The organism is Pseudoalteromonas sp. NEC-BIFX-2020_002 (assembly GCF_013002825.1).
GTDB classification, from domain to species: Bacteria; Pseudomonadota; Gammaproteobacteria; order Enterobacterales; family Alteromonadaceae; genus Pseudoalteromonas; species Pseudoalteromonas neustonica.
Window position 1 is genome coordinate 59,404 of the sequence record NZ_JABEPJ010000001.1, and the last position, 26,401, is coordinate 85,804.

A 26,401-nucleotide genomic window follows, 5' to 3' on the forward strand; every position below is an offset into this window, starting at 1 on the left:
CACAGAATATAGATATCGTGTTAAAAACGACTTGAATATTTTAAACTCACTGTAAAGGGGCTTTACAGTGAGTTTTTTAGCTCATGGGCTAAATTTTCAACCGTGAAATCTAAATGGTTTTCCTGTGTTTGAGAAAAGAGTAAAAAATCAATCATCTTCAAATCACCACTATTTATTTTATTTATAAGTGCTTCATAGTCATCCGTTCTATTATTAAATGATGCAACTTGTTTATGTTGCAATGGAAATTGCTCAGGTTTTTTAGATGCATCATAGATGTTTAAAAGCGCGTGCGCCCCTAATAAAACATGCCCACCTATAGAAACATCAAGTGTTATATCTTTATTTTCAGGCGTGTCCCAATTAATACCGCCTACGACTACATGTTTTCTTAAGTTTAAAGTATTAAGAGCTTTAATTGCGCCAAATGCAATCGCATCATTGGCGCACCAAATAGCATTAATCTCAGGGGCATTTTGTAAAAACGCTAACGTTTTTGTATAACTTTCTTCAAGAGACCAATTAGCCACATCCTCAGCAAATAATGATGCTTCAGGGTATGAATTCAAATAATCAGTCAATCCAGCACGACGAGCAGTTGCAGCAGGTGTCGTGTAGTCACCAAGCAGGGCTAAAATTTTCATATTGGTGTTACTACTGTTGCGATGTTTGTTAAAAAGCGCTTCAGCTAACAAGCGCCCGCCCATACGGTTATCAGGGACCATACTGCCTACAATATTTGCATTATGTTGTATGAGATAATGTAATCGGGATGCATTTGGGCGATTTAAAAGAAAATACAATGGTACATTATCGGTATTTATTGATAACAAATAATTACTAATCACTTGTTTTTCATCAACTAAGATAAGTAAATCTGGCTTTGCTTTGAGTGCTTTAGATATAAGTTCTTTCATTAATATGTGATTACGATTGGCATAATAAACGGTTAAATTAATATCTAGATCGTCTGATGCTGCGTGCATTGCTGCTGATACTTTATACCAGAAATCGCCTGTGCTGTTATTCACGTCATCAGTACTTTTGTTAAAACCGGGATTAATAAATGTTATGTTCAACGCCAATACATTAAACGATGACAGTATAGCAACTAGTAATAAAGAACTTGTTAGAATCCGGGAAAATAAAATCAAAGTAATGCTCAAAATTCATCTATCAAATGAGGATAGACTTTACCAGAATGACAGTACGATTCATAATTAGACCATACTAATATTGGGGATAATTGACTGTTTTGCGCATTTATAGACATTGTGATGAGTGCTACAAAAGTGGTGCTAATACTAAAATTCGTATACATAAAGCAATTTATTGATAGCCAGCAGAAGCCGTTTATTATTCTTAATTCTAACTGAAACGCGTACCTTTAAGTTTTTTAAGTATATAATGTGCTTTATCGCTAGAAATTATATTACAAGGTTTAAAATGAAAGCGCTGCTATTTATAATTGTATTAATGTTAACGCCTACTTTGGTGTTTGCTGAAGAGCTAGATCTTGAAACCAATATGAAAAATATGGGGCTAGCTTATAAGCACAGTGTTCAAGCAACGCAATTAAGTGAGTTTAATACAGCGATTGATGAGTTTATCACTTTAGTTAAGCTCAGTAAGACAGCGACTTTTCATAAAGAAGCTGAAAGTTCGCGCCAGGGCTTAGATAAAGTAATCGCTAAGGCTGAAATTGCTAAAAAGTTAGCGAATGAAAAAGGGCTTGATGCTGCTAAAAAACCATTAAAATCAATAAATGAGTTACGACAGCAATACCATAAACTACATGAGCCGCCAAGTTTTTGGGAACTGTTATTTGGCAAGTGAAAAGCTATTTTTTATACTACGAAGACTGGTGTATGCTGGACAAGAGGTATATAACTGTAGAAGGTAAAAAGTGCGCCAATTTTCAGGCGCACAAAAGGGCGTTTACTTTCCTTTCTTTTTCATTCCTTGCACGGCTTTAAAGCGTGGGTTGTCTTTACAAATCACAAAAACACGACCTTTACGTTTAACGATTTGACACCCTGGGCGATTTTTAGCACTTTTAAGTGAACTTAAAACTTTCATTGCTACTTGCTCCCGATATTTTTGAAGCGACGATTAAACGCTGCAACACGGCCATCAGTCGCAACAGATTTTTGTTTACCTGTGTAAAACGGGTGAGAATCACTTGATACATCAATTGGCACGTAAGGGTAAGTTTTACCTTCTAATTCAATAGTTCGGCTCGTTTTTATTGTTGATCCAATAATAAAGTAGCTATCTGCTGCAGTATCGTGAAAAGCAACTGTTTGGTAATCTGGATGAATATTAGGTTTCATAAAATGCCTTTAATTATATCAATATTGTTATGTGATAGTATAACTATAATTTATAGTAAATAAGAATCCTTTGCAAACACTATTTTAAATCTAACTAAGTCATTACTTTTAGGTGCAATGGATGTAAAAGTAGTGAACATGGTTCTATTTCGCGCAAATCAACTAAAAAATAAGCAGTTAGATCAAAAAAGCTAGCAATTGCTAATTAGCCTGTTATAAATAATATGTAACCGAGCATTAAGGAGTACAGGTTAGTATGAGTGAATCAATTAAAGAGAGCATCAGTGAGCAAAGCCAAGAAATAGATCAAGGCGTGATGGACACATTACGTAGCAGAGATCACAGCGTACTTGCTCAACAAATAGATCCATTAAGCTGTACACATAACGATATTGTTGAATTGCTAGCGCAATATTTAGCGTTAAGTGAACAAGACGATGACGACGTTTTTGATAACTGGTTTGATAATCTAAATAAAGCGCAACACACCGTATTGAAAGTGTTTGAAGTGTACCGCGGTCAGTTTGAGCACCAAGAATAACGGGTTCATAATTAAAGTGTTAGACGTGGTTGTATAAAATCTAAAAAGGCAACTATACGCGACGATACTGCACTATTTTTGTAATACACAGCTTGTACAGATTCACGTTGGTTAGGCGTTTTTATTGCCTGTGGTAAGACTTTTATTAACCTATTGTGAGTGAGATCGTCTGCGATCATAAACTGTGAAAGTAGTGCAATGCCTTGTCCTGCAATGCATAAGTGACGAATGGTTTCGCCGCTACTGGCATTAAGAGAAAAATTAAGTGCACAGGCTTGTTGAAGTGGCCACTTATTTAACTTAGTAGTGCCTGTAAAGCCAATTAACTTATGGTTATATAAATCTAACTCCGTATTAAGTGCAGAGCTTTGTTTTAAATAAGCAGGACTCGCTACAAGGTGTAGTTGGCTAATACCTAATTTACGTGCGTGCAAGTTTGAATCTGGCAATTGGCCAATACGAATAGCTAAATCTGTTTTATGTTCAAGCAAATCAATTACGTTGTCATGAGATGTGATGTCTAATCTAATATCTGGATATAAATGACTAAATTGGGCTATTAAAGGTGTCAGCTGATGCAATACAAATGGACTCGCAGCATCTACACGTAGTTTCCCCGCGGGTGCATGTTTTAATAAACGTAACGACTCCTCCCCATGCTCTAGTAGATTTAATCCTTCTCTCGCGTATTCAATAAAGGTTTGGCCTTCTTCTGTCAGCTCCAAACGCCGTGTTGTGCGACTTAATAAAGCGCATTCTAAGCTTGTTTCAAGACGCGTTATCGCACGGGATACTTTAGCAATATGTTGATCTAATAAAACGGCTGCCCGAGAAAAACTGCCGCAATCAACCACAGTTACAAAAGCTTCTAGATCTTCAGTTTTTGATTTAACACTCATTGGGCTGCCTTATATTTGCAAATATAACAAATGTATTTTGCCACTAATGCTATTTTTCACAACTGTTAATTCGTTCACACTGGGCTCTTACTATTTATCTTCAATACCCGATAGGACATTACAGTATGCCACTAGCTTTATGGGCGCTTACGTTAAGCGCATTTGCAATTGGAACAACAGAATTCGTAATAGTAGGTTTAATCCCTATTATTGCAGACGATCTTGGTGTTAGTTTGCCATCTGCAGGGCTTTTAGTGAGCTTATACGCAGTGGGTGTCGCAATTGGCGCACCCGTGTTAACGGCAGTAACAGGTCGCTGGAAGCGAAAAACAGTACTTACGAGTTTGATGGCATTATTTGTCATAGGCAATATAGTTGCTTGGCAAGCCCCAAGCTATGAAACTTTAATCGCAGCGCGAGTTTTAACTGGTTTGGCTCATGGCGTATTTTTTTCGATAGGCTCTATGATGGCAACGAGCTTAGTGAGTAAAGAAAAACAAGCCAGCGCAATTGCTATTATGTTTACCGGATTAACGGTAGCATTAGTAACAGGGGTGCCTTTAGGGACGTGGGTAGGCCAAGTTTTTGGCTGGAGATCCACTTTTTTGATGGTCTCATTGTTGGGTTTGATTGCATTAATTGGTAGTGCAATTTTAGTCCCCAACACGCTTGATCAAGTAATACCAACAAAGGTAAAAGATCAACTACAAGTATTACTTAAGCCACGTTTACTACTGGCTTATACAATGACCATTTTAGGTTATGGTGGGACCTTTACTGCATTTACTTTTCTTGCCCCAATTTTACAACAACATGCTGGTTTTGCTGCCTCATATGTTGGTTTTATCATGCTGGGCTATGGTGTGTCGGTTGCTGTAGGGAATGTGTGGGGTGGTAAACTTGCAGATAAATATGGGCCTATTAAAGCACTTAAAGTTTTATTTTTAGGTTTAAGCATTACCTTATTAGCACTGACATTTACAATGAACTCCCCGTTGCTTGTTGTGATCACCGTATTAGTATGGGGCGCATTTGCTTTTGGTAATGTTCCTGGATTGCAATTGCATGTTGTAAAAATAGCGGAGCAAGATACACCAAAAGCGATTGATGTCGCTGTCGGTTTGAATATTTCCGCTTTTAACATTGGCATTGCTTTGGGCTCAGTTGTTGGTGGACACGTTGTTGAAACCCTAACATTGCAAGACACCGCATGGATCGGCGCAATAATTTGCAGTGCGGCGTTAGCGGCTACATGTTTAGCAGGGCACTTAGATAAACAACGTATTTGCTAAATAGCCTCAACTTCGGGTAATAAATTCATCCCCCAGCAATCATGATCTGAATCTAAGTGAGTAGTATTAAGTGAACTATCTTTTCATATAAATTGGTGGGTTAAGCTGTATGCAAACCGCTCGACAGAGCTGGATGTTTGAACGATTATGCAACTTTACTTGGTAGTTATCCTTGTTTTGTACAAGGTCCAAAGAGTCTATTTGCTCAAAGTGCAACCCAGATATGGCGTTTTATGCGCCGGTTGATTCAAAAAATGAGCCCAACATTATGGGGGGCGTAGGGCTTGTCTATTTTGTTGTTGTCCAGAACATAGAAATGAATGTCGATTTGAATTACAGCGCTACCAATAGCGCCATTAATTAATGGCTAATGCAGAATTATTATCAGGATTTGGTATGACTTCAGAAAAAATTGAACCACCAGATGGCGTGTAGGTAGAAGATTGGCATGCTTACCTCAAACATAAAAAAGAGTGGGAGGAAATGTTGATACAAAGATTCGAAAATGAATTGCAGTTTTCACCACCGCTACCGCCTTGGCTAAAATACTCTGAATATGCTGACTCAGACAGTTTATTTTGGAGAATGGGAGATGGGGAATCATACCTTTCTGATTACTTTGACGTTTACCTTAAGTATGCCAGTGAGTTTGATTTACACGAGTATAAGCAGAAGTACCCTGCGCCAAAAGATTGGGAAGCTTATTATCAAACAGATTAGTAAGCCTTTATTGTTAAATTTTAAGTGTACTTGCCAGTTCGCCGTGCTGTTGTCGGCCTGATCATAGTAATCGGTTGTTACTTTGTTTACGTCTTCTTGCATGCGCGATGACAGCTAATATACCCAAACCACCTCAAGATGCGAGCGTCGTTGGAATTAAAACCGATTTAGGCAAGGCATTGATTGCAAGTAATAGTGGTTCTATTGTTAAAATCAATAACGCAGTATAAATCGCTTTCAAACCAACCCGTTGGGCTTTTCACAGCGACTTACTCTCATCGTTGTTCCTTCTTAAAAGGGGCGGCCATTCCTACAAAGTAACGCCTTGATATTAAGCCTCTGTAAAACGCTGAATTCTGCACCTTGAGGTGGCTTGGGTATAAAGCTCTGTACAAGCATAAGAAGTACCACAATTAAAAAACGGTTTGAACGTATTACCTACCTAGACATCCATAAAAACGTATTTAACACAGCCGAGTATACCCAAGCGACCCCAAAATATAGCGCCGATTAGAATTAAAAGAATCGCCGATAGTTATACGGTGTGTTTACTTTATAGGGGCAGATAGCATACCATTTATAACACTAATTATTATCGTTACCATTTTAAACGGTGTGTTTATGGCAAAAATAAAAGTTTTATTAATAGAAGACGATAACACCTTAAGTAATTATTTGGCTGATCTACTCGAAAATTCAGGCTATTTAGTTGAACAATGCTTTGATGGCGAAACAGGGTTAAAGCTTGCGCAGTCACAACAGCATCAGCTGATATTGTTAGACAAAATGCTCCCCAAACTTGATGGTGTATCATTACTTAAAATTTTACGTGAGAGCAGCCAACAACCAGTGATCATGGTATCGGCAAAAGGCGCTGAAGAAGAGCGTATTTTAGGGCTAACTCATGGTGCCGATGACTATGTGGCTAAACCATTTAACACCCAAGAGTTATTACTGAGAATCGAAAGTATCCTCAGGCGTAGCTCGTCCTATACTCCTGCTAACAACCACTTTGAGATAAGTATTGATGGCCTCACACTTAATACGGCAAAACAAAGCATTTTTGTAAACGAGAACGAAATTGAATTTACGCCAATACAATTTAAGTTACTGTGGGAGCTGGTGTCGCAGCAAAACAAAATAGTCAGTAAAGCTGATTTGTATCAGGCAGTATTAAATAAAAAGTTAGGCGCATACGATCGCAGTATTGATATGCACTTAAGTCGCGTAAGGCGAAAACTCAACGAAGCAAATTGGCTTGGCGAGCGCTTACAAACGGTTCACGGAAAAGGGTATTGTTTTAAATGAATCGCAAAATTCTCTGGAAACTATGCCTTATTTTAGCAACCGGCTTGGTTGCTTTTTTTTACCTACTGCATGCACTGACTTTAAAAACAGAAGAGAGCATGAGTTTTATTGCCGAGCAACATCGCGAGCAGTTAAAACAGTGGAGTAAACAGGCTGAGCAGCTTTATTTATCAGATCAACATGAGAATTTAGTGCAATGGTTAGAAAATTTACAAGCACAAGAACAAACATGGGTATCTGTTGCTAGTTTTAATGCCGTGCATATAGCGGGAGAACAAATCGAAAAAGATATTGTAGGTGGCTACCACTTTGGAAGAAGCATTGATTGGAAAATACATTTGTATTTTGAAGTAAACCCAATCATGGAGCTACCTTTTAGCCAAACAAATGCGAGTTTGCTCATTAAACTGCCTGAGCGAATGCGCCCAGGAACTTACTGGCTTACAATAAAGTTTATACTGCAAGTTTTGATGCCTATGGCCGTTTTAGTTGTTTTATCCGTGATACTTTACCGACACATAATTACCCCATTACAGCAATTAGATAAAGCGACCTCGGCCTTTAGCAAGGGTAACTTTAAAGTCAGAGTTGGCAAGCATTTAGGACATCGTAAGGATGAACTATCTCACTTAGCGTCTACATTTGATCAAATGGCGAGCCAAATTGGTGAGCTTATTGCCAGTCAACGGCAATTAATATCGGACTTATCTCATGAATTACGCACCCCACTTACACGTTTAGATATTGCAGTAAATAGTTTTGATTTAAATAATGCTCAGCAGCACCTAGGGCGCATAACACGTGAGTCCCATCATATTCGTAAATTGGTTGAAGATACGCTCACACTCGCGTGGTTAGAAAACGAAAAACCGATTATTAAGCAAGAAGACGTTGATTTAGTTGATTTACTCGATGTACTTGTTGAAGACGCTAAGTTTGAATTTCCTGATCGTCGCATTATTGTAGAGTCGCCAAATAATGCGGTAGTTAACAACAGTAGTCATAGGGCTTTATGCCCTGCTATTGAGAATATCATCCGTAATGCGCTGCGCTTTACACCATCGGGTAAGCTCGTACAAATCAAGATAGCAAAAGAGGCGACTCATTATAGTATTGAAGTGATTGATCAAGGCCCCGGTATTGAAGAGCAATATTTGCAAAGAGTATTTGATCCTTTTTTTCGTATTGATAACTCACGCATGGCAGAAAATGACAGCTTTGGGTTAGGTTTAGCGCTTGCTAAGCGGCATTTAGCGAGTGTTAGAGCTGATGTGCGTTCAGAAAATCAATCACAAGGAGGTCTAAAGGTTTTGATAATGATTCCTATTTCTTAAATGTAACAATTGTAAAAGTCGTATCCTTACAACGCTTAAATGGTAATAATTCTTACTTAAGCATTCATCAGTTATTTGAGATATAAGTCATGTCATCTGTATCAACTAGAAAAGTACGTTTAAAAACCAGTATTGCCAGTGCCATTTTGGCTGCACTTTGTAGCGCTAATGTTTATGCTGAGGAAGCTCTTAGCGAGAAAAAAACCAAAAAGATTGAAAAAATTACAGTTGTTGGTGCAACAACAAATTCAGAGATCACACCTACTGAATTAGAAAACTACCAAGCAAATGATTTAGGTGACATTTTTCGTCATACCCCTTCCGTTACTATCGGTGGCTCATTAGGCATTGCCCAAAAAATATTTGTACGCGGTATGGAAGACTCAATGGTGAATGTAACAGTTGATGGCGCGCCACAAACGAGTACTTTATTTCATCATATAGGCCGTGTTGCCATAGAGCCTGAATTACTTCGCAGTGTACAAGTGCAAGCGGGCGCCGGTGAAGCTACATCGGGAACCGGCGCAGTGGGCGGTGCAATTCGCTTTAAAACCAAAAATGCTGACGACATGCTTGCCAATGGTGAGCAATTTGGTGGCATGATCAAAGCTAATTATTTCTCAAATGACGGGCATAAAGAAAGCGTTTCTTTATACGGCAAAGTAACGGATTCTATTGGTGTATTAGCGTCGTACGTTAATGTAAGCCGAAATAATATGGATGATGGCGATGGGGAAGAGCTTTATGGTACAGCATCAGATCAAGAGTTAGGTTTTATAAAAATTAGTGCTGATCTAACAGATAATCAAGACCTTACCCTTAGTTATGAAATTCGCAAAGAAGAAGGTGAATTTGGTAAGCAGACAAACTGGGCGCCATTAAAAGGCGATCCATTATTTGAATCATGGGGTGAGCGAGAAACCCTTGTTTTAAACCATGCTTGGTATTTAAACAGCCTTGTTAACCTTGAAACGACTTTGTACCAAACAGAGTCATCGTTTAAGCGAGAGCTTTTTACATGGGATGCATCAATACAAACCACCGGCTTTGATATCCGTAATACCAGTGACATAGGTGATCATTCAATTACGTATGGAGTTGAACAAAAAGTTGATAAAGTTCATTCATCCTCTTATGAAGAGTTTGGGGGTGTTTTTGATGAAAAAGGCACAGTAACAGGTGTATACGCGCAAGATCATTGGCAAATTAGCGACGAATTAATATTGAGTTTTGGTGCGCGTTACGATGCTTATGAACTTGATCACGATGGTATTGAAGCTAATTGGATAAAAGTAGAGGGTAAGTGGGTTGTTGAAACCGATGCCAATGGCAAGCCGGTTACATCAATTGATAGCTTTTCAACAGATAAACAAGATGGCTTTAGCGGTAATATTGGCTTTGAATACAGCTTTACAGATTCACTAAAACTGTCGGCGGGTTACGCACAAGCATTACGTGGCAGACAAGTTGCCGATGCCTTTACTGTGGGTGAGCTCAGTCATAATGAAAACCTATCAGCTGAAGATGTTGAGAACACCGAGTTGGGTTTAATTTATAACGACGGGACTTGGTTATTTGAAGCATCCGCTTATTTAAGCGTAATTAACGGTGTGGTATTTGATAAATTTAAAGGCCGAGAAGGTGTTTTCTATGAAAATATCGGTGATTTAGAAACAAATGGTATTGAGCTGGTGGCCGGTTATCAAGCGGGTGACTTTGACGTTATCGTTAGTTATAACCACAATAATGTTGAATTAAATAATGCCCCATTTGTTTGGCCTGATGCAAATGACCCATCAGGTTATAGCACAGTTGTGTTAGATGGTGTTGACATGTCAGCTTATGAATTTGGTGGCTTAGGTAACTCTGCTGCAGATTCATTTAACATAAATTTTAACTACGATCTGAGTGAGCAAATTAAACTCGGTATGAGCTATAACCATGTCGCTAGTTTGAATGATATTGACGTATTCTATCGGTCAATGGAATTAGAGTGGGTTACTCAGCTAGAGACAATCAATAAACCAGGCTACGACGTTGTTGATGCCTACATTACTTATGAGCCACTTAATAATCTTAGGTTTGATTTATCAGTACAAAATTTATTGGATGAATCTTACATAAGTCACGGCAGTGTTGCCGATTATGGAAGTATCACTGGTTATGAAAATGTTGTAGGAATTAAAGAGCGAGGGCGAGATATTCGTCTAAGCGTTTCATATAAATTTTAATTTTAGTGTAATTAGAACTTAAAGAGCGTAGCTATTTAAGTTCTTTATATACTCAAGCCACCTCAGATGTAAGTTTCAAGTGGAATTAAAGAGGGCGATTAAGGCAATGTATTGTTGCAAATTAACGCCTAGATTTTAAGCCCCTGTGAAAAGTTAAACTTACATCTTATCGTCACTTGAGTATACTTTTTTGGTCTTTATATGAACCTTACAACAAAACACCTTGCTGCCTTAAATATAACTTGTCGAGTGCTTATTGCCCTGGTTGGAGGTTATGTATTAGCAGCTTTGAGCGCAATACTCGTTGCACTTCTTTTACCTGGCGACATTATAAACTCCATTGTGAGCGCCTTAATGCTGAGTTTTATTATCTACACCGTAACCGTACTTTATGTATTTGCCACTAAAACAACCCTGCGTGCTGGTATCAGCGTATTTGCTCTTTGTATTTTAATGTACTGCTTTGTTCGTCATTTAAATGGGATTGCGGTGTTATGAAACCCAGGTTTAGGCAATCAATGAGTTGGTTACATACATGGGCGGGCTTTGCCTTTGGCTGGCTACTATTTTTTATATTTGTAACAGGCAGCGCTGGCTATTTCGAGAATGAAATCGATCGCTGGATGAAGCCTGAAATAGCCATTGTTAATACACCAATAGATGACTTTACTATACTCAATAAGGCACAACAGCAACTAAACTCGTTAGCAGGTGATGGAGCACAGTGGTATATCAGTTACCCATCCATACGTGATCCACATATCGACATTTCGTGGTTACAGTTAGCAAATACTGAGTTAGATATACCAAGGCAATGGCACGAAAAAAACCTTGATCCTTATACTAATAACGCTATTTCGAGTCGAGAAACAAGCGGGGGAGAAACCTTATACCGCTTGCATTATAACTTACATTACGTGCCCATTATGGTTGGCTATCTTGTGACCAGCTTAGCAACCTTGTTTATGTTGATAGCTTTAGTGACGGGAGTGATCATCCATAAAAAGATTTTTATTGAATTTTTTACCTTTCGAACAGGCAAAGGACTAAGAGCGTGGTTAGATATACATAATATTTTTAGTGTACTGCCATTACCTTTTCATTTAATGATCACTTACAGCGGGCTTGTTTTATTAATGGGCATATCGTTTGCGCCCGTGATTGATGCAACCTATGGGGAGGGTAAAAAAATACATCGTCAGTTTTATGATCTGTTTCAAGTAGAAGATCAGCAACAACAATTTATTGAATTAAATACAGCTGATTTATCCCTTGAAACAGCGCTAAAAGACGCCAAAGTACGTTATAAAAATCAAGCTATAAGTTATCTAGGGTTAATTGATCGACATACATCGCAACCAAGCTTTGAGGTATGGCTTGATGCGAATGAAGGGATCGAGTTTGCAACTCTGATCACCTATCGCATAGTTAATGAACGGGTACAAATAGCGCAATCAATAGGTAAAACTCATAGCGCTGCTCAAGTATATGACATATTAGAACATTTACATGAAGGACTATTTGCAGGTACTTACCTACGCTGGCTGTATTTTATATCAGGGCTATTAGGCGCAGGAATGATAGCAACAGGCATGATTATTTGGGTTAATAAGCGTAAAAAACAGCAAACGAGATTGATTAACGTAATAGATAAACTCAATGCCGCTGTGATTGTTGGCTTGCCCATTGCCATAGCCTGTTATTTTTTAAGTAATCGCTTATTACCGTCAGCAATGCCTGACCGCGCTGAATGGGAAATGCACAGTTTATTTATCGCTTTTGCATTGTGTGGGGTTTTTTGTGCCCTAAGAGTTGCAGATAAAGCTTGGCAAAATATGCTGTGGGTAGCGGCAGCGCTCTACGCATTTATACCCCTATGTAATATGTTAACTACAGAGCACAACTTGCTTTTAAGTGCACAAAAAGGAGATTGGCTAATGCTTGGTTTTGACTTAAGCATGCTGCTTTTTTCCGCGTGTTTCGCTTTTTCAGCCGTATTACTACAAAAACACACGAGTAAAATAGCCATTTAGATTGCATTTAAATATATAAAATAGAGGTTTTTTAAATATGTTGATTTTAGCACAAATACTGCTGCAACTAATTGGTTTTGCATTATTAAGCCTTTCAATCCCTCGGCATTTTAGTCAGGTATTTCAGCATACATCGCGCCCAACCAAGCGCACTGTTTTGGCACTTAGATGCGGTGGTTACGCTTTCGTTATTTTAGCCGTTATAATTGCAGTAAATAGTTGGGGAGTGTCACTAGGCTTGGTTTACAGCGTAGCAACCGCCACTCTTACGGCTACTACGTTAACTGTTTTATTGGCATACATTTCAAAGCTGCTTACTGTTATAGGTCGTGGATTTATCCCGACAACAAAGTAACATCCATAGAGTTATGATTTGCTGTAGGTCGTGGATTTATCACGATAACTAAGCAGCCACCCAAACCACAATCCAGCCATCGATAGGGCTGGGGTTAAAGTAATTTTCTATGGCTTTAATTATTAAAAAACCGCCGATGATAATTAACGTTGTGCTGTTTAGTAGCGTTGCTAATATTTCTGCGCGTTTATACCCAAGCCATCTTGAGGTGGTTTGGGTATATAGCCAAAGTGATATGAATTATTGGCGGGTTTATTACCAATTTTTCGGGCAACTAAGGCGATGAATATGGCGGCTGCATCGCTTAAGTTGTGAAGTGCATCAGCGATCAAAGATAAACTACCTGAGACAACCCCTCCAACAACTTGGGCAATAGTGAGTAGCACGTTAATGAAGACCGCTACACTTAGCTGACGATTACTTTTATCATCGTTATTATGAGCATGATTATGTGCCATACAAAATAGTACTCTATTTAAAATATTGTTGATATTCATAATATTGGTGATATTCATACTAAAATAGCATGTGAAAATTAGCTAGCAGTTGAAAGTCGTATTTGATTATAAAAAACTCATCTTGGCTTTGCGGTGTGGTTAAGTTCTGGTATGGTTACATTTAATTACTTTTTTGGGTATGTATTTGAAACAGTCAGTGTTGTTATTATTAGCCTTTTTACTACTTCAGCCATTGCTGGATAGTTTTGATGTGGCTGATTATAATCATGTGATTAAAAATGCAGCCCAGTTACTTAATCAACAAGCACAGTTAGATACTCATTGTATTGCTAACAATGATCATGAGTTACATCAAGAAGAGCACTTTCAATTAGAGCAAGCCATTGCTGATAACGCTGATGAATCGCACTGCCATGTTTGTCATATCCCAGTTTTGTTCTCACAAATATGGGAAAATAGTGCTTTATTACCAAGCTATGCTGCTATTACCTCAGTGCAAGACACATTCATTTCACGTTTAATCACCCCTGATTTACGTCCTCCAATTGTTCACTTACTAAGTTAATTTTTTCAGACCATGCGAGTTGGTCATCGATTTTTTTAGTATGAGTACAATTTATGAACTTAAAAAAACCACTTGGGTTTGCCTGCGTGTGTGTAGCTACTTTTGTTGCGCCTGTTGTTTTAGCAAGTCCGACCCAGAAATCTAATGATTTAAATTGGTTATTGAACCATCTAAATCAGCATCCAAAAATACAAGCTGCCTATCAACAATTACACAGTGGCGAAGCTGCTGTTCGCGCCGCACAGTATGGTATTTATAACCCAAGCTTTGATTCGAGTATCGAAAAGGAAGGGGACGATAACAATTTCAGTATTGGTTTTAGTCAAACGTTTGATATTAACGATCAACAAGAGGCCCAAGTAGCAGCCGCGGAGATATCTTTATTAGCTGAACAACAAAGTATGCAGCTAGTTTACCTTACACTTGTAGAGCAAGCGTTAACCGCATTAATTAATTGGCGAAGTAGTAAAGCTGCTTTTGAACTAGCACAAGAGCAAGAATTACAACTAGAACGTTTAGTTGCCATTATTAAACAGCGTCGAGAGTCAGGTGAAGTCGGCCAGCTTGATGAACAATTAGCTTTATATTCATGGTCTGAAATCCTTAATAAAACGGCTCAGCAAGCGAGTGCCTATGCTGATGCTAAATTAGCGATTAAAGCTATTTTACCTAATTGGAAAGAAGGAAATTCACTTTCACCTGAACGTTTATTAGCAGGTTTCAAACTCAATATAGAGAGTGATAGTGTGAACCTGCACCCACAATTGATGCTTGCTAAATTACAATGGCAACAGCAACGCCAGCAAGTGCAAGTTCTCAAAGCTGAGCGAGCTGTCAAACCTACAGTGGGTATTTCAGCCGGTAAAAATGGTGATGACAGTATTGTATCTTTAAACTTCTCAATGCCATTAAACATAGTCAATGACTTTAGTGATGAATATCAGTCTGTTGAATCATTAGCTCTGTCTAAAGAGGCTGAATATCGCGCAGTGCAACGCGCAATGACATTTCAAGCACAAGCCAGTAAAGAAGTTATGCAAGCATATTCGCAGCGTGTTAAACGTTGGCAAGCAATTAATCAAAATAATGCAGACAGTAGTCTAGTACTGATTGAGCAACAATGGCGTAGTGGAGATATTAGTACTGCCCAGTACCTAACTATGCGTCAACAACGTAGCTCAGGGTTACTTTCGGGTATTGAAATTGTTCAGCAAAGTCAATTAGCGAGCGTTAACTGGTTAACGCAAAGCGGCCAACTTAGTCAATTTATTACTACTTTCTCTCGTACTCTTACAAATGGAACAGCACTATGAAACGTTTAAATGTAACTTTTCCTGCCCTTGCGTTTATTTTTAGCAGTTTTGCTCAGGCAGCAACTGTTGAGCCTGAATACGTTGATCATACTAAATTAGGTCATAAGCATAGTGAAGCACAATTAAAAGAAATGCATGAGCATGCACCTGATAAAGCCAAACATAAGAATGAAGAGGAACATCAAGAAGACGCGGGTCATGAGCATGAAAAAAGTGAGGTTGAGCCAAGTGAAGGTGAAGAACACGAGCAAGAAGGCGCTGTGCGTTTAACATCAACGCAAATGCGTTTAGCCAATGTACGGGTGAGTACTTTAACTAAGCGCAGTTATCAGTCACAGCTTTATGCACCAGGCGAAATCAAAGCAAATGGTTATAGTAGTTATGTACTGTCACCAAGAGTAGATTCAATTGTGGTCAAACGCCATGCTACTTTAGGGCAGCATATTAAAGCTGGCGCACCGCTTGTCACTTTATTTAGTGCTGATGTTGCCAGTGCACAAACGACTTATCGGTTAACAAAAGCAGAATGGCAACGCGTTCAGAAAATGGGCAAAGGCACCGTAAGTGAGAAGCGTATGCTCACTGCTAAGGCTGAATTTGAAGTGGCTCACAGCCAATTAGTTGCATTTGGTTTGTCGAAACAAGCGATAGCAGAAAGTGCATCAATTCCTGCAAAAAAACTTGGTGAATATACGCTATATGCTGGTACATCAGGAGCGATACTGAGTGATAGCTTTTCTCAAGGACAACGTGTTGATGCTGGTATTGAGTTAATGCTTATAGCGGATGAAAGTTTACTTTGGGTAGAAGCGCAATTATCTGCAAATCAAGTCATTGAAATTGCAAAGGGAGCAATCGCTAAAGTGAAAGTTAATCAACGATCATACCCAGCAACAGTGATCCAAGAAGCTCATACTATCGATCAAGTCACTCGTTCACGAGTTGTACGTTTAAGTGTTCAAAATGGCCAACACGTATTACACCCGGGCATGTTCAGTGATGTGTATTTTTCATTCTCAACGGATCAAAAAGTATTGGCTGTGCCAGAGCAAGCACTGCTTAGAAACCCTGATGGTGATTGGGCGGTATTTGTGCAAGACGAAGATGGTGAGCTTATTTCAACAGAAGTTGAATTAGGCCAAAAGTTTGCTGACTTTCGTGAAATTAAAGGGTTGACAGAGGGCACCAAGGTAGTGACTGAAGGGGCATTTTTTGTTGCATCAGAGCAAGCTAAAGGCGGCTTTGATCCGCATAACCATTAGGAGCTAACAGTATGTTTAATAAAATAATAGATAGCGCTATCGCTAACAGGTTATTGGTATTGTTAGCACTGTGTGTGTTGATTGCCATGAGCGCATTAGTGATCCCAAAATTGAACCTTGATGCGTTTCCTGATGTTACTAATGTGCAAGTTGCTGTAAATACTGAAGCACCTGGTTTAGCGGCCGTTGAAGTCGAGCAGTTAATAACGTACCCAATAGAAGCAGTAATGTATGCATTACCCGATGTAGAGCAAGTTCGTTCTATTTCTAAAACGGGTTTATCGGGTGTGACTGTTGTATTTAAAGAAGGGGTAGATATTTATTTTGCTCGTCAATTAGTGTTCGAGCGTTTACAAGCTGCGAAAGAGTTAATCCCTGATGGTATAGGTTTGCCAGAAATGGGGCCGAATACTTCTGGACTTGGTCAAGTTTACCAATACTTATTAGCGGCATCTCCTGAATCAGGCCTTGATAGTATGGCGCTGCGAAGCTTAAACGATTGGATTGTAAAGTTACTAATATTACCGGTGGATGGGGTGACTGAAGTGTTGTCGTTCGGTGGTGATGTTCGTCAATATCAAGTAAATCTTAATCCAAATAAGTTGTTGGCTTACCAGTTAGAACAACAGCAAGTTGTTACAGCACTTGAAGAAAATAATACCAATGTGGGCGGTTGGTATATGAACCGCGGCCAAGAGCAACTCGTTATTCGTGGTACAGGGTGGTTTAATGCAGGCTCCAAAGGGCTGCAAGAAATTGCACAAACACCATTAAAAACCATTGATGGTAAAGTGATCACAATCGCAGATGTCGCACAGGTATCGCTAGGCAGTGAGATCCGCCAAGGTGCTGCAACAATGAGTAAAAAAGATGCTCAAGGAAATATTCAATCATTAGGTGAAGTTGTAACGGGGGTTGTATTAAAACGTATTGGTGCAAATACCAAACAAACAATTGATGGGATAAGTTCGCGTATTGAGTTGATTAATCAGGCATTACCAGAAGGGGTGACGTTTGAACCATTATACGACCAAGCTGATTTGATCACCAAAGCGGTTGATACAGTAGTTGATGCACTGTTACTCGCATTCATTTTTATTGTTGTGGTGTTGGCGTTGTTTTTGATGAACCTTCGCGCGACTCTGTTGGTGTTACTGTCGATCCCTATTTCAATTGGAATGGCATTGTGCGTTATGGCGTGGTTAGGCTTATCTGCGAATTTAATGTCACTAGGTGGCATTGCAGTGGCAATCGGTATGCTGGTGGATGGCTCTGTGGTTATGGTTGAAAATATTTTTCGCCATTTAACTAAGCATGCTGACGATACGCAAACGCAGCACTCAGCTGCCGATTTGATCACGCTAGCTGCTAAAGAAGTTGCAAGACCGGTATTTTTTGCGGCATTAATTATCTTAGTTGTTTTTATGCCACTGTTTAGCTTTGAAGGGGTGGAGGCTAAGTTATTCCAGCCAATGGCGATAAGCATTATGTTAGCAATTATTGCAGCTGTAATAGTCGCGCTTGTTATCGTTCCTGCTATGGCTGTGTATTTATTTTCTAAAGGCGTGACCGTTAGGCGTAGTGTAATACTTGAGCCATTAGATAACGCTTATAAAGTAAGCTTACGTTGGGCGATGAGTGCTCGTAAAACAGTTATATGTGCTGCGGCTGGGTTAGTTGTCATTGCAGCCGTGTTGATACCACAATTAGGGACTGAATTTGTGCCTGAATTAGAAGAAGGCACTATCAACTTACGCGTTACGCTTGCGCCTTCAGCCAGTCTTGAAACTGCACTTATGGTTGCTCCAAAGCTTGAAGCAATACTGTTAGAGTTTCCTGAAGTTGAGTATGCCTTAAGCCGAGTGGGTCGCCCTGAAGTGGGAGGTGATCCGGAGCCTGTAAACAATATAGAAATTTATCTTGGCTTAAAACCGGTGAGTGAATGGCAATCGGCTAGTAACCGTGCGCAATTACAAGTGCTTATGGAGCAAAAATTAGAGCAGTTCCCAGGTTTACTCTTTAACTTCTCACAGCCAATTGCAACCCGTGTTGATGAGCTACTATCTGGTGTTAAAGCGCAATTAGCGATCAAGCTATTTGGGGCCGATTTAGATGTGCTCGTGACGAAAGGGCAAGAAATAGAACAAGCAGTAAAAGGTGTTGCTGGTGCAAAAGATGTGGCAATGGAACAAATTGCAGGTGAAGCGCAGTTAGTGATCAAACCAAACCGCCAAGCGTTGTCTCGTTATGGGTTATCTGTAGGCAATTTAATGTCGATCGTGCAGCAGGGGATTGGTGGCACATCGGCAGGACAAATTATCAATGCTAATGAACGCTATGATATTTATGTACGGATTGCTAAGCAATTTCGTGATTCGCCAGAATCAATAGAAGATTTACGCTTGTCATCACCTAGTGGCGCTATCGTCAGAGTGGGTGATGTTGCAAGCGTTCAAATTGAATCTGGCCCACCACAAGTTCGCCGAGATGATGTACAACGCCGCGTAGTTATTCAAGCCAATGTACTAGGGCGCGATATGGGCTCGGTAGTTGAAGATATTCGCAGTGTTATTGCACAGCAAGTTGAACTTCCTCCCGGTTATGGGGTGAATATTGGTGGCCAATTTGAAAATCAGCAACGAGCACAACAGCGTTTATCAATAGTTGTGCCTATTTCTTTGGCATTAATTGCTTTACTGCTTTATTTTGCTTTTGGTTCAATCAGCCAAGCTTTACTGATCTTAGTTAACGTACCTTTAGCTGTTATTGGTGGCGTTGTTGCTTTATATATTTCAGGGCAATATTTGTCTGTACCAAGCTCTGTAGGCTTTATAACCTTGTTTGGAGTTGCAGTACTTAATGGTGTCGTGATGGTCGAAAGCATTAATAACCGTGTTAAAGCGGGAGATAGCTTAAACGAGGCTGCGTTTAATGGTGCATTATCGCGATTACGCCCAGTATTAATGACGGCATTAACATCAGCTCTAGGGTTGATCCCAATGTTGTTATCGACAGGGATTGGGGCTGAAATTCAAAAACCATTAGCGACGGTGATTGTAGGTGGTTTATTTACGGCAACGTTTTTAACATTATTTGTGTTGCCGGTATTATACGCGAAGTTTAGCCAGCAGCAATTACTACTAAGCAGTGAATCATAGAGTGCATTATGAAAATTATTGCTCAGAGAATGAGTTATAAAATTGCTTTGTATGATCAACGTTTATTTTAAAGTCATAACACAAGGCGTGTAAACTTACGTCTTGTGTTACACATAAAACGACGAGCGAATATAGGTAACTGTGAAAGCTGCTGGTATAAAGTTAAAAGCCCTTAGTTAAAAGTTAACACTGCAATTACGCAGTCATTTTCATGCGCGTAATTTAGGCTTAAAAGTAAAAATAGCTCATTTAATGGGTGAAATGAAAGTAACGCAGTAGTAAAAGATAAATTCATAACCTAAAAAGTAAATTTAGTGGAACGGTTGTGTTTGTTAAATTTAGATGGCTGTCTTGTTTTTGTTGATCATTGGTGTTGTTCACTCTTATTTAGGTGAAAAGTATTTATTAACTCGTTTGTTTCGAAGAGGTAACTTACCTAAATTATTAGGCAGTGATTGGTTCACGAAACGGGTTTTAAGGTTCGCTTGGCATTTAACTACGTTAGCTTGGTGGGGATTTGCTGGTATTTTGTATGTTTTATCAAACCCAAGTGTAAATATTAATAATGAAATCCTTACAATAATTGCTACTGTATTTGCTTTAAGCGGTATTGTTTCACTTTTATTTACTCGAGGTAAACACTTGTCATGGCTGTTCTTTTTTATAATAGCAGCAATAAGTTATAGTGCAGCATACAACCACTAACACGCCCTGAGCTGGACAGCAAACACAAAAATTCACTTTCCACCGCAAATTTTAACAGCGCTAATCCCTTGTTTTTCAATGCCAGCGATCTGATGACTGTCGTTTTTTATTTATAAGTGTGCTTTTCCTTGCAATAAATAATTAGCTGGGTATCACCTAAGTGACACTCTAAACTGTGTATGTAAGTTTCGATTTGCCCAATAGATCTCGGTAAGGTTAGCAAAGCGTGAGACCTCTAAGCCTTTTATTTTATGCCTATTGCAGGTACAGTAAGCCGATGGATAGAAATTAATACCGTTTTCTCAGATCTTATAGATAATTGATTTTACGACAACCTCGGAGTCAGCGTATAAAAAAATTACTTTTGGTGATCAACAAACACGATTATTTTGGCTCACATATTCGTGATCAACATAAGTATCTTCCATGATCAAGAGTGATGAGTAAATACATTAATTTATAGTACGGAATAACTATAAGTTGCTTAAAGTTAGTGCTAAAAGGTTTGTTTTTCAAGGTACGGCAATAAATTTAACTAAAGGATAAATTGTGGTAAAAAAAGTAATAGGATGTTCATTTTTGACTCTCGCTTTATTAGGCTGTGGAAATGATAAAGAGAGTAATAATAAATATTCAGGAATTTGGCATGAAGCAGGGAACCAAGAAAGCATTATTAAAATAATGAATAATGGTGATGTAATTCGATATGAATGCTCACTTAGTGGCAGCTATAGTCAAATATCTGATGATAATAGTATGAAAGTTGTTGGGAATAATTTAATTATAACTTCCAATGGTCAGACTTTCACTTTTTCTTTAGATATTAAGAATGGCATTTTAACTACAACGAGTGAGACTGATGGGCCAGAATCTTTAGAGCGACTAAACTCCATTCCTGATACATGTAATGGAAATGCTATGAAAATAGTATACATATCCTCTACAGATATATACGAAGGTCAAGACACCTCTTTTACAATTGACTTGAACTATAGGTTATTGGAGCCTTCAGCTACTATGAATGTGTTCTTTTCAGGAGAAAATGATGTATATTTTTCTCCTGATGAACCCTCAATAGACATCACACAAGCTGCTAATGGGAGTAGTTCAATTACTGTGAATCATGAGCCTATAGATTTAGAAGGTGCATCGCCATATTATTTAAATGTTTTAATGCAGCCATCTGACTCTGATTCAACGGCTATTTTTGACAGGAAATTATTAACAATACATTCTAATTGATCGTAATAAATATATAAAAACACGCCCTGAGGTCGGCAGTGAGCACTAAAGCTGACTGTTCAACATTTAAATAGGATCTCGGGTATGGTTGATATATCAATTAAAATACTATAAAAAGAGTAATTCGACAAACTTGTTTGAATGCTATAAATTTTTGAGTATTTATAAAGGAACGGTATGAGAATAAAGCAAACCATAATAATAACTATACTTTCTTTTCTACTTTTGTCATGTGAATCAACAAGCACAATAAGAAAGTCATCACTCTCACTTGAAGTTAAAGAAATGACAGGAATAACTGAATATAAAAAAGGAAATTATGAACAAGCATTTAATTTGCTTAAGGAGCCCGCTGCATGGGGTTACAAAGGCTCGCAGTACGTATTAGCTTATATGTTTTTAAAAGGTCAATATGTTGAACAGTCAATTCTGCTTGGAATGGGGTGGTTAGGTGTAGCCAAAGAGGCAAATGTAAAAGAGTGGAACACAGAGTATGAATATTTTTATTCATACGCCACAGCTGAACAAAAACAAAATATAAATGAAATAGTCAATGAATACATTAAAAGGTACGGGTTAAAGGCTCAGCATGTTACTTGTCAAAAGTCTCTTAATACGTCTACAAATAAAGTTGATGTAAAATGTCATAAATATGAAAGTCTCAGCACGCTATATGAAGTTGATATGATTGAGTAGTTAACGTAGCCAAAGATAGACCTTGAGCTAGAATGCAAAGAGCTAAAATTCATTTTTCGCTGTAAGTTTTAATTACGATGATTTCTGACTGTATGCCCAAATCATTAACTCTGGTCTAACAGCACAAAGCAATCTAATTTCTAGATCTATTATTTATATATTTTTATGTCTTCTTAAGCGCTGAGCCTCTTTGTGAATAATTCAATTAATTTTATCACCAAGAGGTTATTTCTTAAAAAGTGTACTAACCGAAGTGCGGGATAAACGCACGTCCTAGCTTCTGTAACCAAGCTTTTAGTATTAAAATAACCCCAAGCTTTCTTTTTATATTTTACGCGAAATAAAAGTAACCGATTGAAGTAAAGTAGGGGGCTAAGCTATTGTAAATCATCAATAAAAATAAATTTTAAATGAGTTGTTCTTTTACAAGCTCGTTATGTGTTTTTATCATCGCAGAATGATTTAAGGAGCCAAATTGAGAAGAGCAATCGTTAGAATATTTAATCCGTCTGTAGTGAAATTATCTGGTGACATAATTGATATTGAATCTTTGGAAATTCCGAAAATAGAGAAAGAATTATTGCAAGACTTTAAAACTCGTATACTTAAATATAACTACGAGTTATGTTCTGAAAAAAAAGGTATCACTGAATATACATCTACCAAGAGTAAAAGTTGGAGCTTGAAAGTAGTCGTAACGGAGAATGAAATATCCTTTACATGCCCAGAAACAAAGATGTTTAATTCATCACTTTTGTTTGAATCATTTCAAACAGCCTCTGAGCTATGTGATCACGATCGCCTTGCTTTACTCGATTGTAGTAGAGATAAGCAATGGATGAACCTAGCGCATTTACACAGATAAAAAATGAAGTTGCTTGGTGCCTAAACATATAAAAGCAGGCCCTGAGGGCCACACCAAGCATTACTGCTCATCTTCCAACACTTAAAATTTAATGATAGAAATAAGATTAGAATATGAGTCAGTCCATAAAATACGCTGCTCTTTATTCAAACTAAAATAAGTGGCGCGTTTTTTAATCGAATTATCAAGATAAAAGTCTTGGTTATTGGTAACCACTACCCATTCTGCCGTATGTTCATTTTCATCATCGGAGGCGGAATAAAAATGCTGCATTTGCATGCCCGCTTTTTCAGATAAGGTGGCTACTAATGGTAATAAATCAAGGTGGTTATTAGAAATATGCAGCACCAGTAAACCGTCGTTCTCTAAGTGCTGCCAATACAGTTCAAAGGCCTCTAAGGTCAGTAAGTGAACTGGAATAGAGTCACTGGAAAATGCATCAACGATTAAAATTTGATATTGCTGGCTACCTTGTTGTTTAAGTTCGTTTTGTAATGTGATCCTCGCATCGCCCAAGCGCACAGAGACATCTGCTTTGGAGGCTGATAAGTAACTAAAATAGCGATTTGCTGCAATCTCAACATGCGGGTTTAATTCGTAAAATACATATTCATCACCCGCATTTCCGTAGCTTGCTAGTGTGCCCGTACCTAGCCCAATAATGCCAACTTTTGTAGTCTCATTCTTGAAGTGCTGCAATGCTAATGATACACCGGTATTCTCGCGGTAATAACTAGTAGGGATTGTGTTATCTGTTGATAATAACTGTGTGCCATGTGATGTAGAGCCATCAAACAGCATGCGTACTGGCTGCTCAGTGTTTGTAAAATCTTTAACCGTTAATGTGCCGTAAAAATTACGGCTCGTATATATATCTTCTTGGTTATACAGGTTATTGAGTTTTAAAAAGTATCCACCAAATAAGGTCAAAGCAATCGCAGCCATTAGCATAAGGTGCATATTGTGCTTTTTTAGTTGCTTACTTAATGAAGCCGTATTTTGCTGTGAATAAACAGACCAACAAAAAAGCAGATAAACAAGTACGATTGCAATGAGAAACTCGTAGTATTGAGTAAACAAATACTCAGCAATAATGGAGGTGAATGCGCTGCCTACAACTCCACCTAGCGCCATAATTAAGTAAAACCAAGTAAGCGCGTGCTTTTTTGGTTTTAGGCTAAATAACTCACCATGGCATAGCATACAAGCAGAGAATAAAATTAAAGTATAAATAACAATTTGAGTAATAATATTAAATTGTGTGCCAATAAAAAACATCAATAATGACGCGATTGAACAACCACAAAATAAGGTTAACCAGTACTTACGTACATACCATTTTTCGGTATTAAAACAAATTATATAACTAAGCAAATAAATACACAGGGGAAGTATCCATAGAAAAGGCGTTGGCGGTATATTGATAGTCATTGCGTTAGTTGTTGAGACCATCACTGTCACACTCGTAGCAGATAGCAACAACCATAACAGTATTCTACTTACCTTAATTGGTTTTTCGACGGCGGTATTTTTAGCTGTATTTTCACTGTTAGTAGTCTGTGTATTGTAAAGCCGATACCCACTTAAAAGCATAAATACTGCAAATAAGGTGTACAAGGTCGACCATATGTTTGCTTGTAATGTTGTATTAAATATTGGCTCAATAACAAATGGGTATGATAACAGTGCTAATAATGACGCTAAGTTAGACAATGAATACAGTCGATACGGCTCTTTATTAATTTCTATTGTGCTATACCATTTTTGAATTAATGGCGCTGTCGCTGACAATAAAAAATAGGGAAACCCAATACTAAGCAATAATGAAAATATGATCTCAAGCTGTGGGGTTTGCCATTCAAAAATTGTGCTTTTTGTAAATGAAGTAATGGGTAACAAAAGTAAACTAAGGGCAATTAAAGTACAGTGAATGCTCACTTGATGATTTAATTTAGATAACCGAGTTAAACAGTGTGAATATAGATAACCTAAAAGCAGGAAAAGCTGGAAAAACAGCATGCAAGCTGTCCAAATTGCCGCTCCTCCACCAAAAATTGGCAATGCCATTTTTGCTAAGATTGGCTGAATTTGAAAGAGTAAAAAAGAACTAAGAAAAATCGTAATTAAAAAAGCCATAAATAAACACTAACCCACATTAAAGTAGGCCGCTTTTAAGTTAAACAGCGCTACTAATATCCATTTTATTAAAAGCATGATCATGCTAGTGAATTAAATAACTCATAAACTGCGTTATTTAATAATGGCTCACTAATTTAATGAAATGGGTATAACTCCCTGATGTATTGAGATTATTACATACTTAGCTATTCAATTAATACTTTGTTTGAAAATGCTGTAGTCGAATGAGCCTCATATAGTATTTATGCGTGTTTGATTTGATTGTCGTAAGTGTTAATCGTTACTTGACTGATAAATCATATTTAAGTACCAAAGTATCAATATACCGTGTGCGCAATGTTTGTTGCTTTTCGTGATCAGCGCCGTGGCTCAGGGCACGGTTAAGTAACTTTAATGCAGGGTGTAGTTTTATGCGCTCATCTTGTGTTAAGTTTGCTTTAGTACGCAGCTCAGTTATGTCGTCTACGATTAGGCGGCCTATATCGACTGCGGCCATTTCGTCGATTAATCCGTTTTGTGTTAATACGCCGTATTTACTACATAAAAACTGTTGCCATACTTGCTGCAAATGTTCTTCAAGTTCACAGCCAAACAACTCTTCGTTAAACTCAAATCCTTGTTGCGCTAATTTAGTTAAGCTTGCTGTGTACTGTTGTGCAAAATAATTAAAAGCATGGCTAGATGATTCTATTTTTTGTTTTGCTAAACCTTGCCCCCAATTAACACAACCTCGTGGGTAATAATCGTCATATTCTTCACATTCATATAACCCTGAATAGGAACTGCAACTAAGCTGATTTTTTATACAATAACTAGGTTTTGGGAATAACCCATTTTGTTGCCAATCGCCAAGGGTGTCTTCATCGATTGCTAAAGCATGGCAAAGCTCTTCGCTATGGTAAAAGTGGGTTGCTAAAAATCGTGATAAACGCATAAAAGTGCACTCAAGGTT

Annotated in this window: 24 protein-coding genes and 1 pseudogene; 18 read left to right on the plus strand and 7 right to left on the minus strand. The window is 38.2% G+C overall.

The features are described from left to right. Nucleotides 1-62 precede the first annotated feature (62 nt). Nucleotides 63-1,031, minus strand: a complete 969-nt coding sequence (locus tag HJP15_RS00235) for an ABC transporter substrate-binding protein (protein ID WP_235575749.1) — start codon at nt 1,029-1,031, stop codon at nt 63-65. A 415-nt stretch (nt 1,032-1,446) separates the two neighbouring features. Here HJP15_RS00235 and HJP15_RS00240 point away from each other — a divergent pair, with 415 nt between their 5' ends. Then, nucleotides 1,447-1,836 (plus strand): cytochrome b562, encoded by a 390-nt coding sequence (locus HJP15_RS00240; protein ID WP_170172792.1) that lies wholly within the window; start codon nt 1,447-1,449, stop codon nt 1,834-1,836. 102 nt (nt 1,837-1,938) lie between these two features. Here the strand turns inward: HJP15_RS00240 and ykgO are convergent, their stop codons facing one another. Next, the gene (gene ykgO, locus HJP15_RS00245) at nt 1,939-2,079 is read right to left on the minus strand and encodes a type B 50S ribosomal protein L36 (protein ID WP_054203874.1); all 141 of its coding nucleotides are present in this window, start codon (nt 2,077-2,079) and stop codon (nt 1,939-1,941) included. Between the two features lie 2 nt (nt 2,080-2,081). Beyond that, complete coding sequence (locus tag HJP15_RS00250; RefSeq protein ID WP_054203873.1) at nt 2,082-2,333, minus strand: type B 50S ribosomal protein L31; 252 nt, start codon at nt 2,331-2,333, stop codon at nt 2,082-2,084. Nucleotides 2,334-2,589: 256 nt separating this feature from the next. On the opposite strand from HJP15_RS00250, the gene HJP15_RS00255 reads away from it, so the two are divergent. Next, nucleotides 2,590-2,874 (plus strand): hypothetical protein, encoded by a 285-nt coding sequence (locus tag HJP15_RS00255; RefSeq protein WP_054203872.1) that lies wholly within the window; start codon nt 2,590-2,592, stop codon nt 2,872-2,874. An 11-nt stretch (nt 2,875-2,885) separates the two neighbouring features. Here the strand turns inward: HJP15_RS00255 and HJP15_RS00260 are convergent, their stop codons facing one another. Then, entirely contained in the window at nt 2,886-3,773 is an 888-nt protein-coding gene (locus HJP15_RS00260) for a LysR family transcriptional regulator (RefSeq protein ID WP_170172793.1), read from the minus strand. A 125-nt stretch (nt 3,774-3,898) separates the two neighbouring features. On the opposite strand from HJP15_RS00260, the gene HJP15_RS00265 reads away from it, so the two are divergent. The 8 genes from HJP15_RS00265 (at nt 3,899) to HJP15_RS00300 (ending at nt 13,046) form a co-directional block, all read left to right on the plus strand. Continuing rightward, the gene (locus HJP15_RS00265) at nt 3,899-5,065 is read left to right on the plus strand and encodes an MFS transporter (RefSeq protein ID WP_054454084.1); all 1,167 of its coding nucleotides are present in this window, start codon (nt 3,899-3,901) and stop codon (nt 5,063-5,065) included. Nucleotides 5,066-5,548: 483 nt separating this feature from the next. Further along, nucleotides 5,549-5,785 carry a hypothetical protein gene (locus HJP15_RS00270; RefSeq protein ID WP_170172794.1) on the plus strand — a complete coding sequence of 79 codons (237 nt, stop codon included), beginning with the start codon at nt 5,549-5,551 and terminating at the stop codon, nt 5,783-5,785. Between the two features lie 621 nt (nt 5,786-6,406). After that, complete coding sequence (locus tag HJP15_RS00275) at nt 6,407-7,093, plus strand: response regulator transcription factor (protein ID WP_170172795.1); 687 nt, start codon at nt 6,407-6,409, stop codon at nt 7,091-7,093. Continuing rightward, nucleotides 7,090-8,427, plus strand: a complete 1,338-nt coding sequence (locus HJP15_RS00280) for a sensor histidine kinase (protein WP_170172796.1) — start codon at nt 7,090-7,092, stop codon at nt 8,425-8,427. Before HJP15_RS00275 ends, HJP15_RS00280 begins: the two co-directional genes overlap by 4 nt. Before the next feature lie 89 nt (nt 8,428-8,516). Further along, complete coding sequence (locus HJP15_RS00285; RefSeq protein ID WP_054203867.1) at nt 8,517-10,658, plus strand: TonB-dependent receptor domain-containing protein; 2,142 nt, start codon at nt 8,517-8,519, stop codon at nt 10,656-10,658. A 201-nt stretch (nt 10,659-10,859) separates the two neighbouring features. Further along, nucleotides 10,860-11,156 (plus strand): hypothetical protein, encoded by a 297-nt coding sequence (locus HJP15_RS00290; RefSeq protein ID WP_054203866.1) that lies wholly within the window; start codon nt 10,860-10,862, stop codon nt 11,154-11,156. 20 nt (nt 11,157-11,176) lie between these two features. After that, nucleotides 11,177-12,691: a PepSY-associated TM helix domain-containing protein gene (locus HJP15_RS00295; RefSeq protein ID WP_054203865.1), complete on the plus strand. Its 1,515-nt coding sequence runs from the start codon at nt 11,177-11,179 to the stop codon at nt 12,689-12,691. Between the two features lie 37 nt (nt 12,692-12,728). Further along, nucleotides 12,729-13,046 carry a DUF3325 domain-containing protein gene (locus HJP15_RS00300; RefSeq protein WP_170172797.1) on the plus strand — a complete coding sequence of 106 codons (318 nt, stop codon included), beginning with the start codon at nt 12,729-12,731 and terminating at the stop codon, nt 13,044-13,046. A gap of 51 nt (nt 13,047-13,097) precedes the next feature. On the opposite strand, the pseudogene HJP15_RS00305 reads toward HJP15_RS00300, so the two are convergent. Continuing rightward, nucleotides 13,098-13,504, minus strand: a pseudogene (locus HJP15_RS00305) (cation diffusion facilitator family transporter); the annotation flags it as partial. A gap of 184 nt (nt 13,505-13,688) precedes the next feature. On the opposite strand from HJP15_RS00305, the gene HJP15_RS00310 reads away from it, so the two are divergent. The 8 genes from HJP15_RS00310 to HJP15_RS00345 all read left to right on the plus strand — a co-directional run bounded on the left by HJP15_RS00310 (nt 13,689) and on the right by HJP15_RS00345 (nt 23,310). Continuing rightward, nucleotides 13,689-14,069 (plus strand): hypothetical protein, encoded by a 381-nt coding sequence (locus tag HJP15_RS00310; RefSeq protein WP_157601466.1) that lies wholly within the window; start codon nt 13,689-13,691, stop codon nt 14,067-14,069. Between the two features lie 53 nt (nt 14,070-14,122). After that, a complete protein-coding gene (locus HJP15_RS00315) occupies nt 14,123-15,382 on the plus strand; it encodes a TolC family protein (protein ID WP_170172798.1) in 1,260 nt (419 codons plus the stop codon). After that, nucleotides 15,379-16,644 carry an efflux RND transporter periplasmic adaptor subunit gene (locus HJP15_RS00320; RefSeq protein ID WP_170172799.1) on the plus strand — a complete coding sequence of 422 codons (1,266 nt, stop codon included), beginning with the start codon at nt 15,379-15,381 and terminating at the stop codon, nt 16,642-16,644. Before HJP15_RS00315 ends, HJP15_RS00320 begins: the two co-directional genes overlap by 4 nt. An 11-nt stretch (nt 16,645-16,655) precedes the next feature. Beyond that, nucleotides 16,656-19,802 (plus strand): efflux RND transporter permease subunit, encoded by a 3,147-nt coding sequence (locus HJP15_RS00325; protein ID WP_170172800.1) that lies wholly within the window; start codon nt 16,656-16,658, stop codon nt 19,800-19,802. 357 nt (nt 19,803-20,159) lie between these two features. Then, nucleotides 20,160-20,507, plus strand: coding sequence for a hypothetical protein (locus tag HJP15_RS00330; protein ID WP_231658974.1), 348 nt, complete (start codon nt 20,160-20,162; stop codon nt 20,505-20,507). A gap of 549 nt (nt 20,508-21,056) precedes the next feature. Then, entirely contained in the window at nt 21,057-21,749 is a 693-nt protein-coding gene (locus HJP15_RS00335) for a hypothetical protein (protein WP_170172801.1), read from the plus strand. 177 nt (nt 21,750-21,926) lie between these two features. Next, nucleotides 21,927-22,445, plus strand: a complete 519-nt coding sequence (locus tag HJP15_RS00340) for an SEL1-like repeat protein (protein WP_054203856.1) — start codon at nt 21,927-21,929, stop codon at nt 22,443-22,445. 475 nt (nt 22,446-22,920) lie between these two features. Further along, nucleotides 22,921-23,310: a hypothetical protein gene (locus HJP15_RS00345; RefSeq protein ID WP_170172802.1), complete on the plus strand. Its 390-nt coding sequence runs from the start codon at nt 22,921-22,923 to the stop codon at nt 23,308-23,310. An 81-nt stretch (nt 23,311-23,391) separates the two neighbouring features. On the opposite strand, the gene HJP15_RS00350 is transcribed toward HJP15_RS00345, so the two are convergent. Together HJP15_RS00350 and HJP15_RS00355 are read right to left on the minus strand one after the other, a co-directional pair. After that, the gene (locus HJP15_RS00350) at nt 23,392-25,446 is read right to left on the minus strand and encodes a fused MFS/spermidine synthase (RefSeq protein WP_170172803.1); all 2,055 of its coding nucleotides are present in this window, start codon (nt 25,444-25,446) and stop codon (nt 23,392-23,394) included. Between the two features lie 283 nt (nt 25,447-25,729). Continuing rightward, complete coding sequence (locus HJP15_RS00355; RefSeq protein ID WP_170172804.1) at nt 25,730-26,383, minus strand: DUF6058 family natural product biosynthesis protein; 654 nt, start codon at nt 26,381-26,383, stop codon at nt 25,730-25,732. Between the last annotated feature and the right edge of the window lie 18 nt (nt 26,384-26,401).

Bases quoted from the DNA above. Each gene is read 5' to 3' on its own strand.
- HJP15_RS00240 (WP_170172792.1), top strand. From the start codon at position 1,447: ATGAAAGCGCTGCTATTTATAATTGTATTAATGTTAACGCCTACTTTG.
- ykgO (WP_054203874.1), bottom strand. From the start codon at position 2,079: ATGAAAGTTTTAAGTTCACTTAAAAGTGCTAAAAATCGCCCAGGGTGT.
- HJP15_RS00250 (WP_054203873.1), bottom strand. From the start codon at position 2,333: ATGAAACCTAATATTCATCCAGATTACCAAACAGTTGCTTTTCACGAT.
- HJP15_RS00255 (WP_054203872.1), top strand. From the start codon at position 2,590: ATGAGTGAATCAATTAAAGAGAGCATCAGTGAGCAAAGCCAAGAAATA.
- HJP15_RS00260 (WP_170172793.1), bottom strand. From the start codon at position 3,773: ATGAGTGTTAAATCAAAAACTGAAGATCTAGAAGCTTTTGTAACTGTG.
- HJP15_RS00265 (WP_054454084.1), top strand. From the start codon at position 3,899: ATGCCACTAGCTTTATGGGCGCTTACGTTAAGCGCATTTGCAATTGGA.
- HJP15_RS00270 (WP_170172794.1), top strand. From the start codon at position 5,549: ATGTTGATACAAAGATTCGAAAATGAATTGCAGTTTTCACCACCGCTA.
- HJP15_RS00275 (WP_170172795.1), top strand. From the start codon at position 6,407: ATGGCAAAAATAAAAGTTTTATTAATAGAAGACGATAACACCTTAAGT.
- HJP15_RS00280 (WP_170172796.1), top strand. From the start codon at position 7,090: ATGAATCGCAAAATTCTCTGGAAACTATGCCTTATTTTAGCAACCGGC.
- HJP15_RS00285 (WP_054203867.1), top strand. From the start codon at position 8,517: ATGTCATCTGTATCAACTAGAAAAGTACGTTTAAAAACCAGTATTGCC.
- HJP15_RS00290 (WP_054203866.1), top strand. From the start codon at position 10,860: ATGAACCTTACAACAAAACACCTTGCTGCCTTAAATATAACTTGTCGA.
- HJP15_RS00295 (WP_054203865.1), top strand. From the start codon at position 11,177: ATGAGTTGGTTACATACATGGGCGGGCTTTGCCTTTGGCTGGCTACTA.
- HJP15_RS00300 (WP_170172797.1), top strand. From the start codon at position 12,729: ATGTTGATTTTAGCACAAATACTGCTGCAACTAATTGGTTTTGCATTA.
- HJP15_RS00315 (WP_170172798.1), top strand. From the start codon at position 14,123: ATGAACTTAAAAAAACCACTTGGGTTTGCCTGCGTGTGTGTAGCTACT.
- HJP15_RS00320 (WP_170172799.1), top strand. From the start codon at position 15,379: ATGAAACGTTTAAATGTAACTTTTCCTGCCCTTGCGTTTATTTTTAGC.
- HJP15_RS00325 (WP_170172800.1), top strand. From the start codon at position 16,656: ATGTTTAATAAAATAATAGATAGCGCTATCGCTAACAGGTTATTGGTA.
- HJP15_RS00340 (WP_054203856.1), top strand. From the start codon at position 21,927: ATGAGAATAAAGCAAACCATAATAATAACTATACTTTCTTTTCTACTT.
- HJP15_RS00350 (WP_170172803.1), bottom strand. From the start codon at position 25,446: ATGGCTTTTTTAATTACGATTTTTCTTAGTTCTTTTTTACTCTTTCAA.
- HJP15_RS00355 (WP_170172804.1), bottom strand. From the start codon at position 26,383: ATGCGTTTATCACGATTTTTAGCAACCCACTTTTACCATAGCGAAGAG.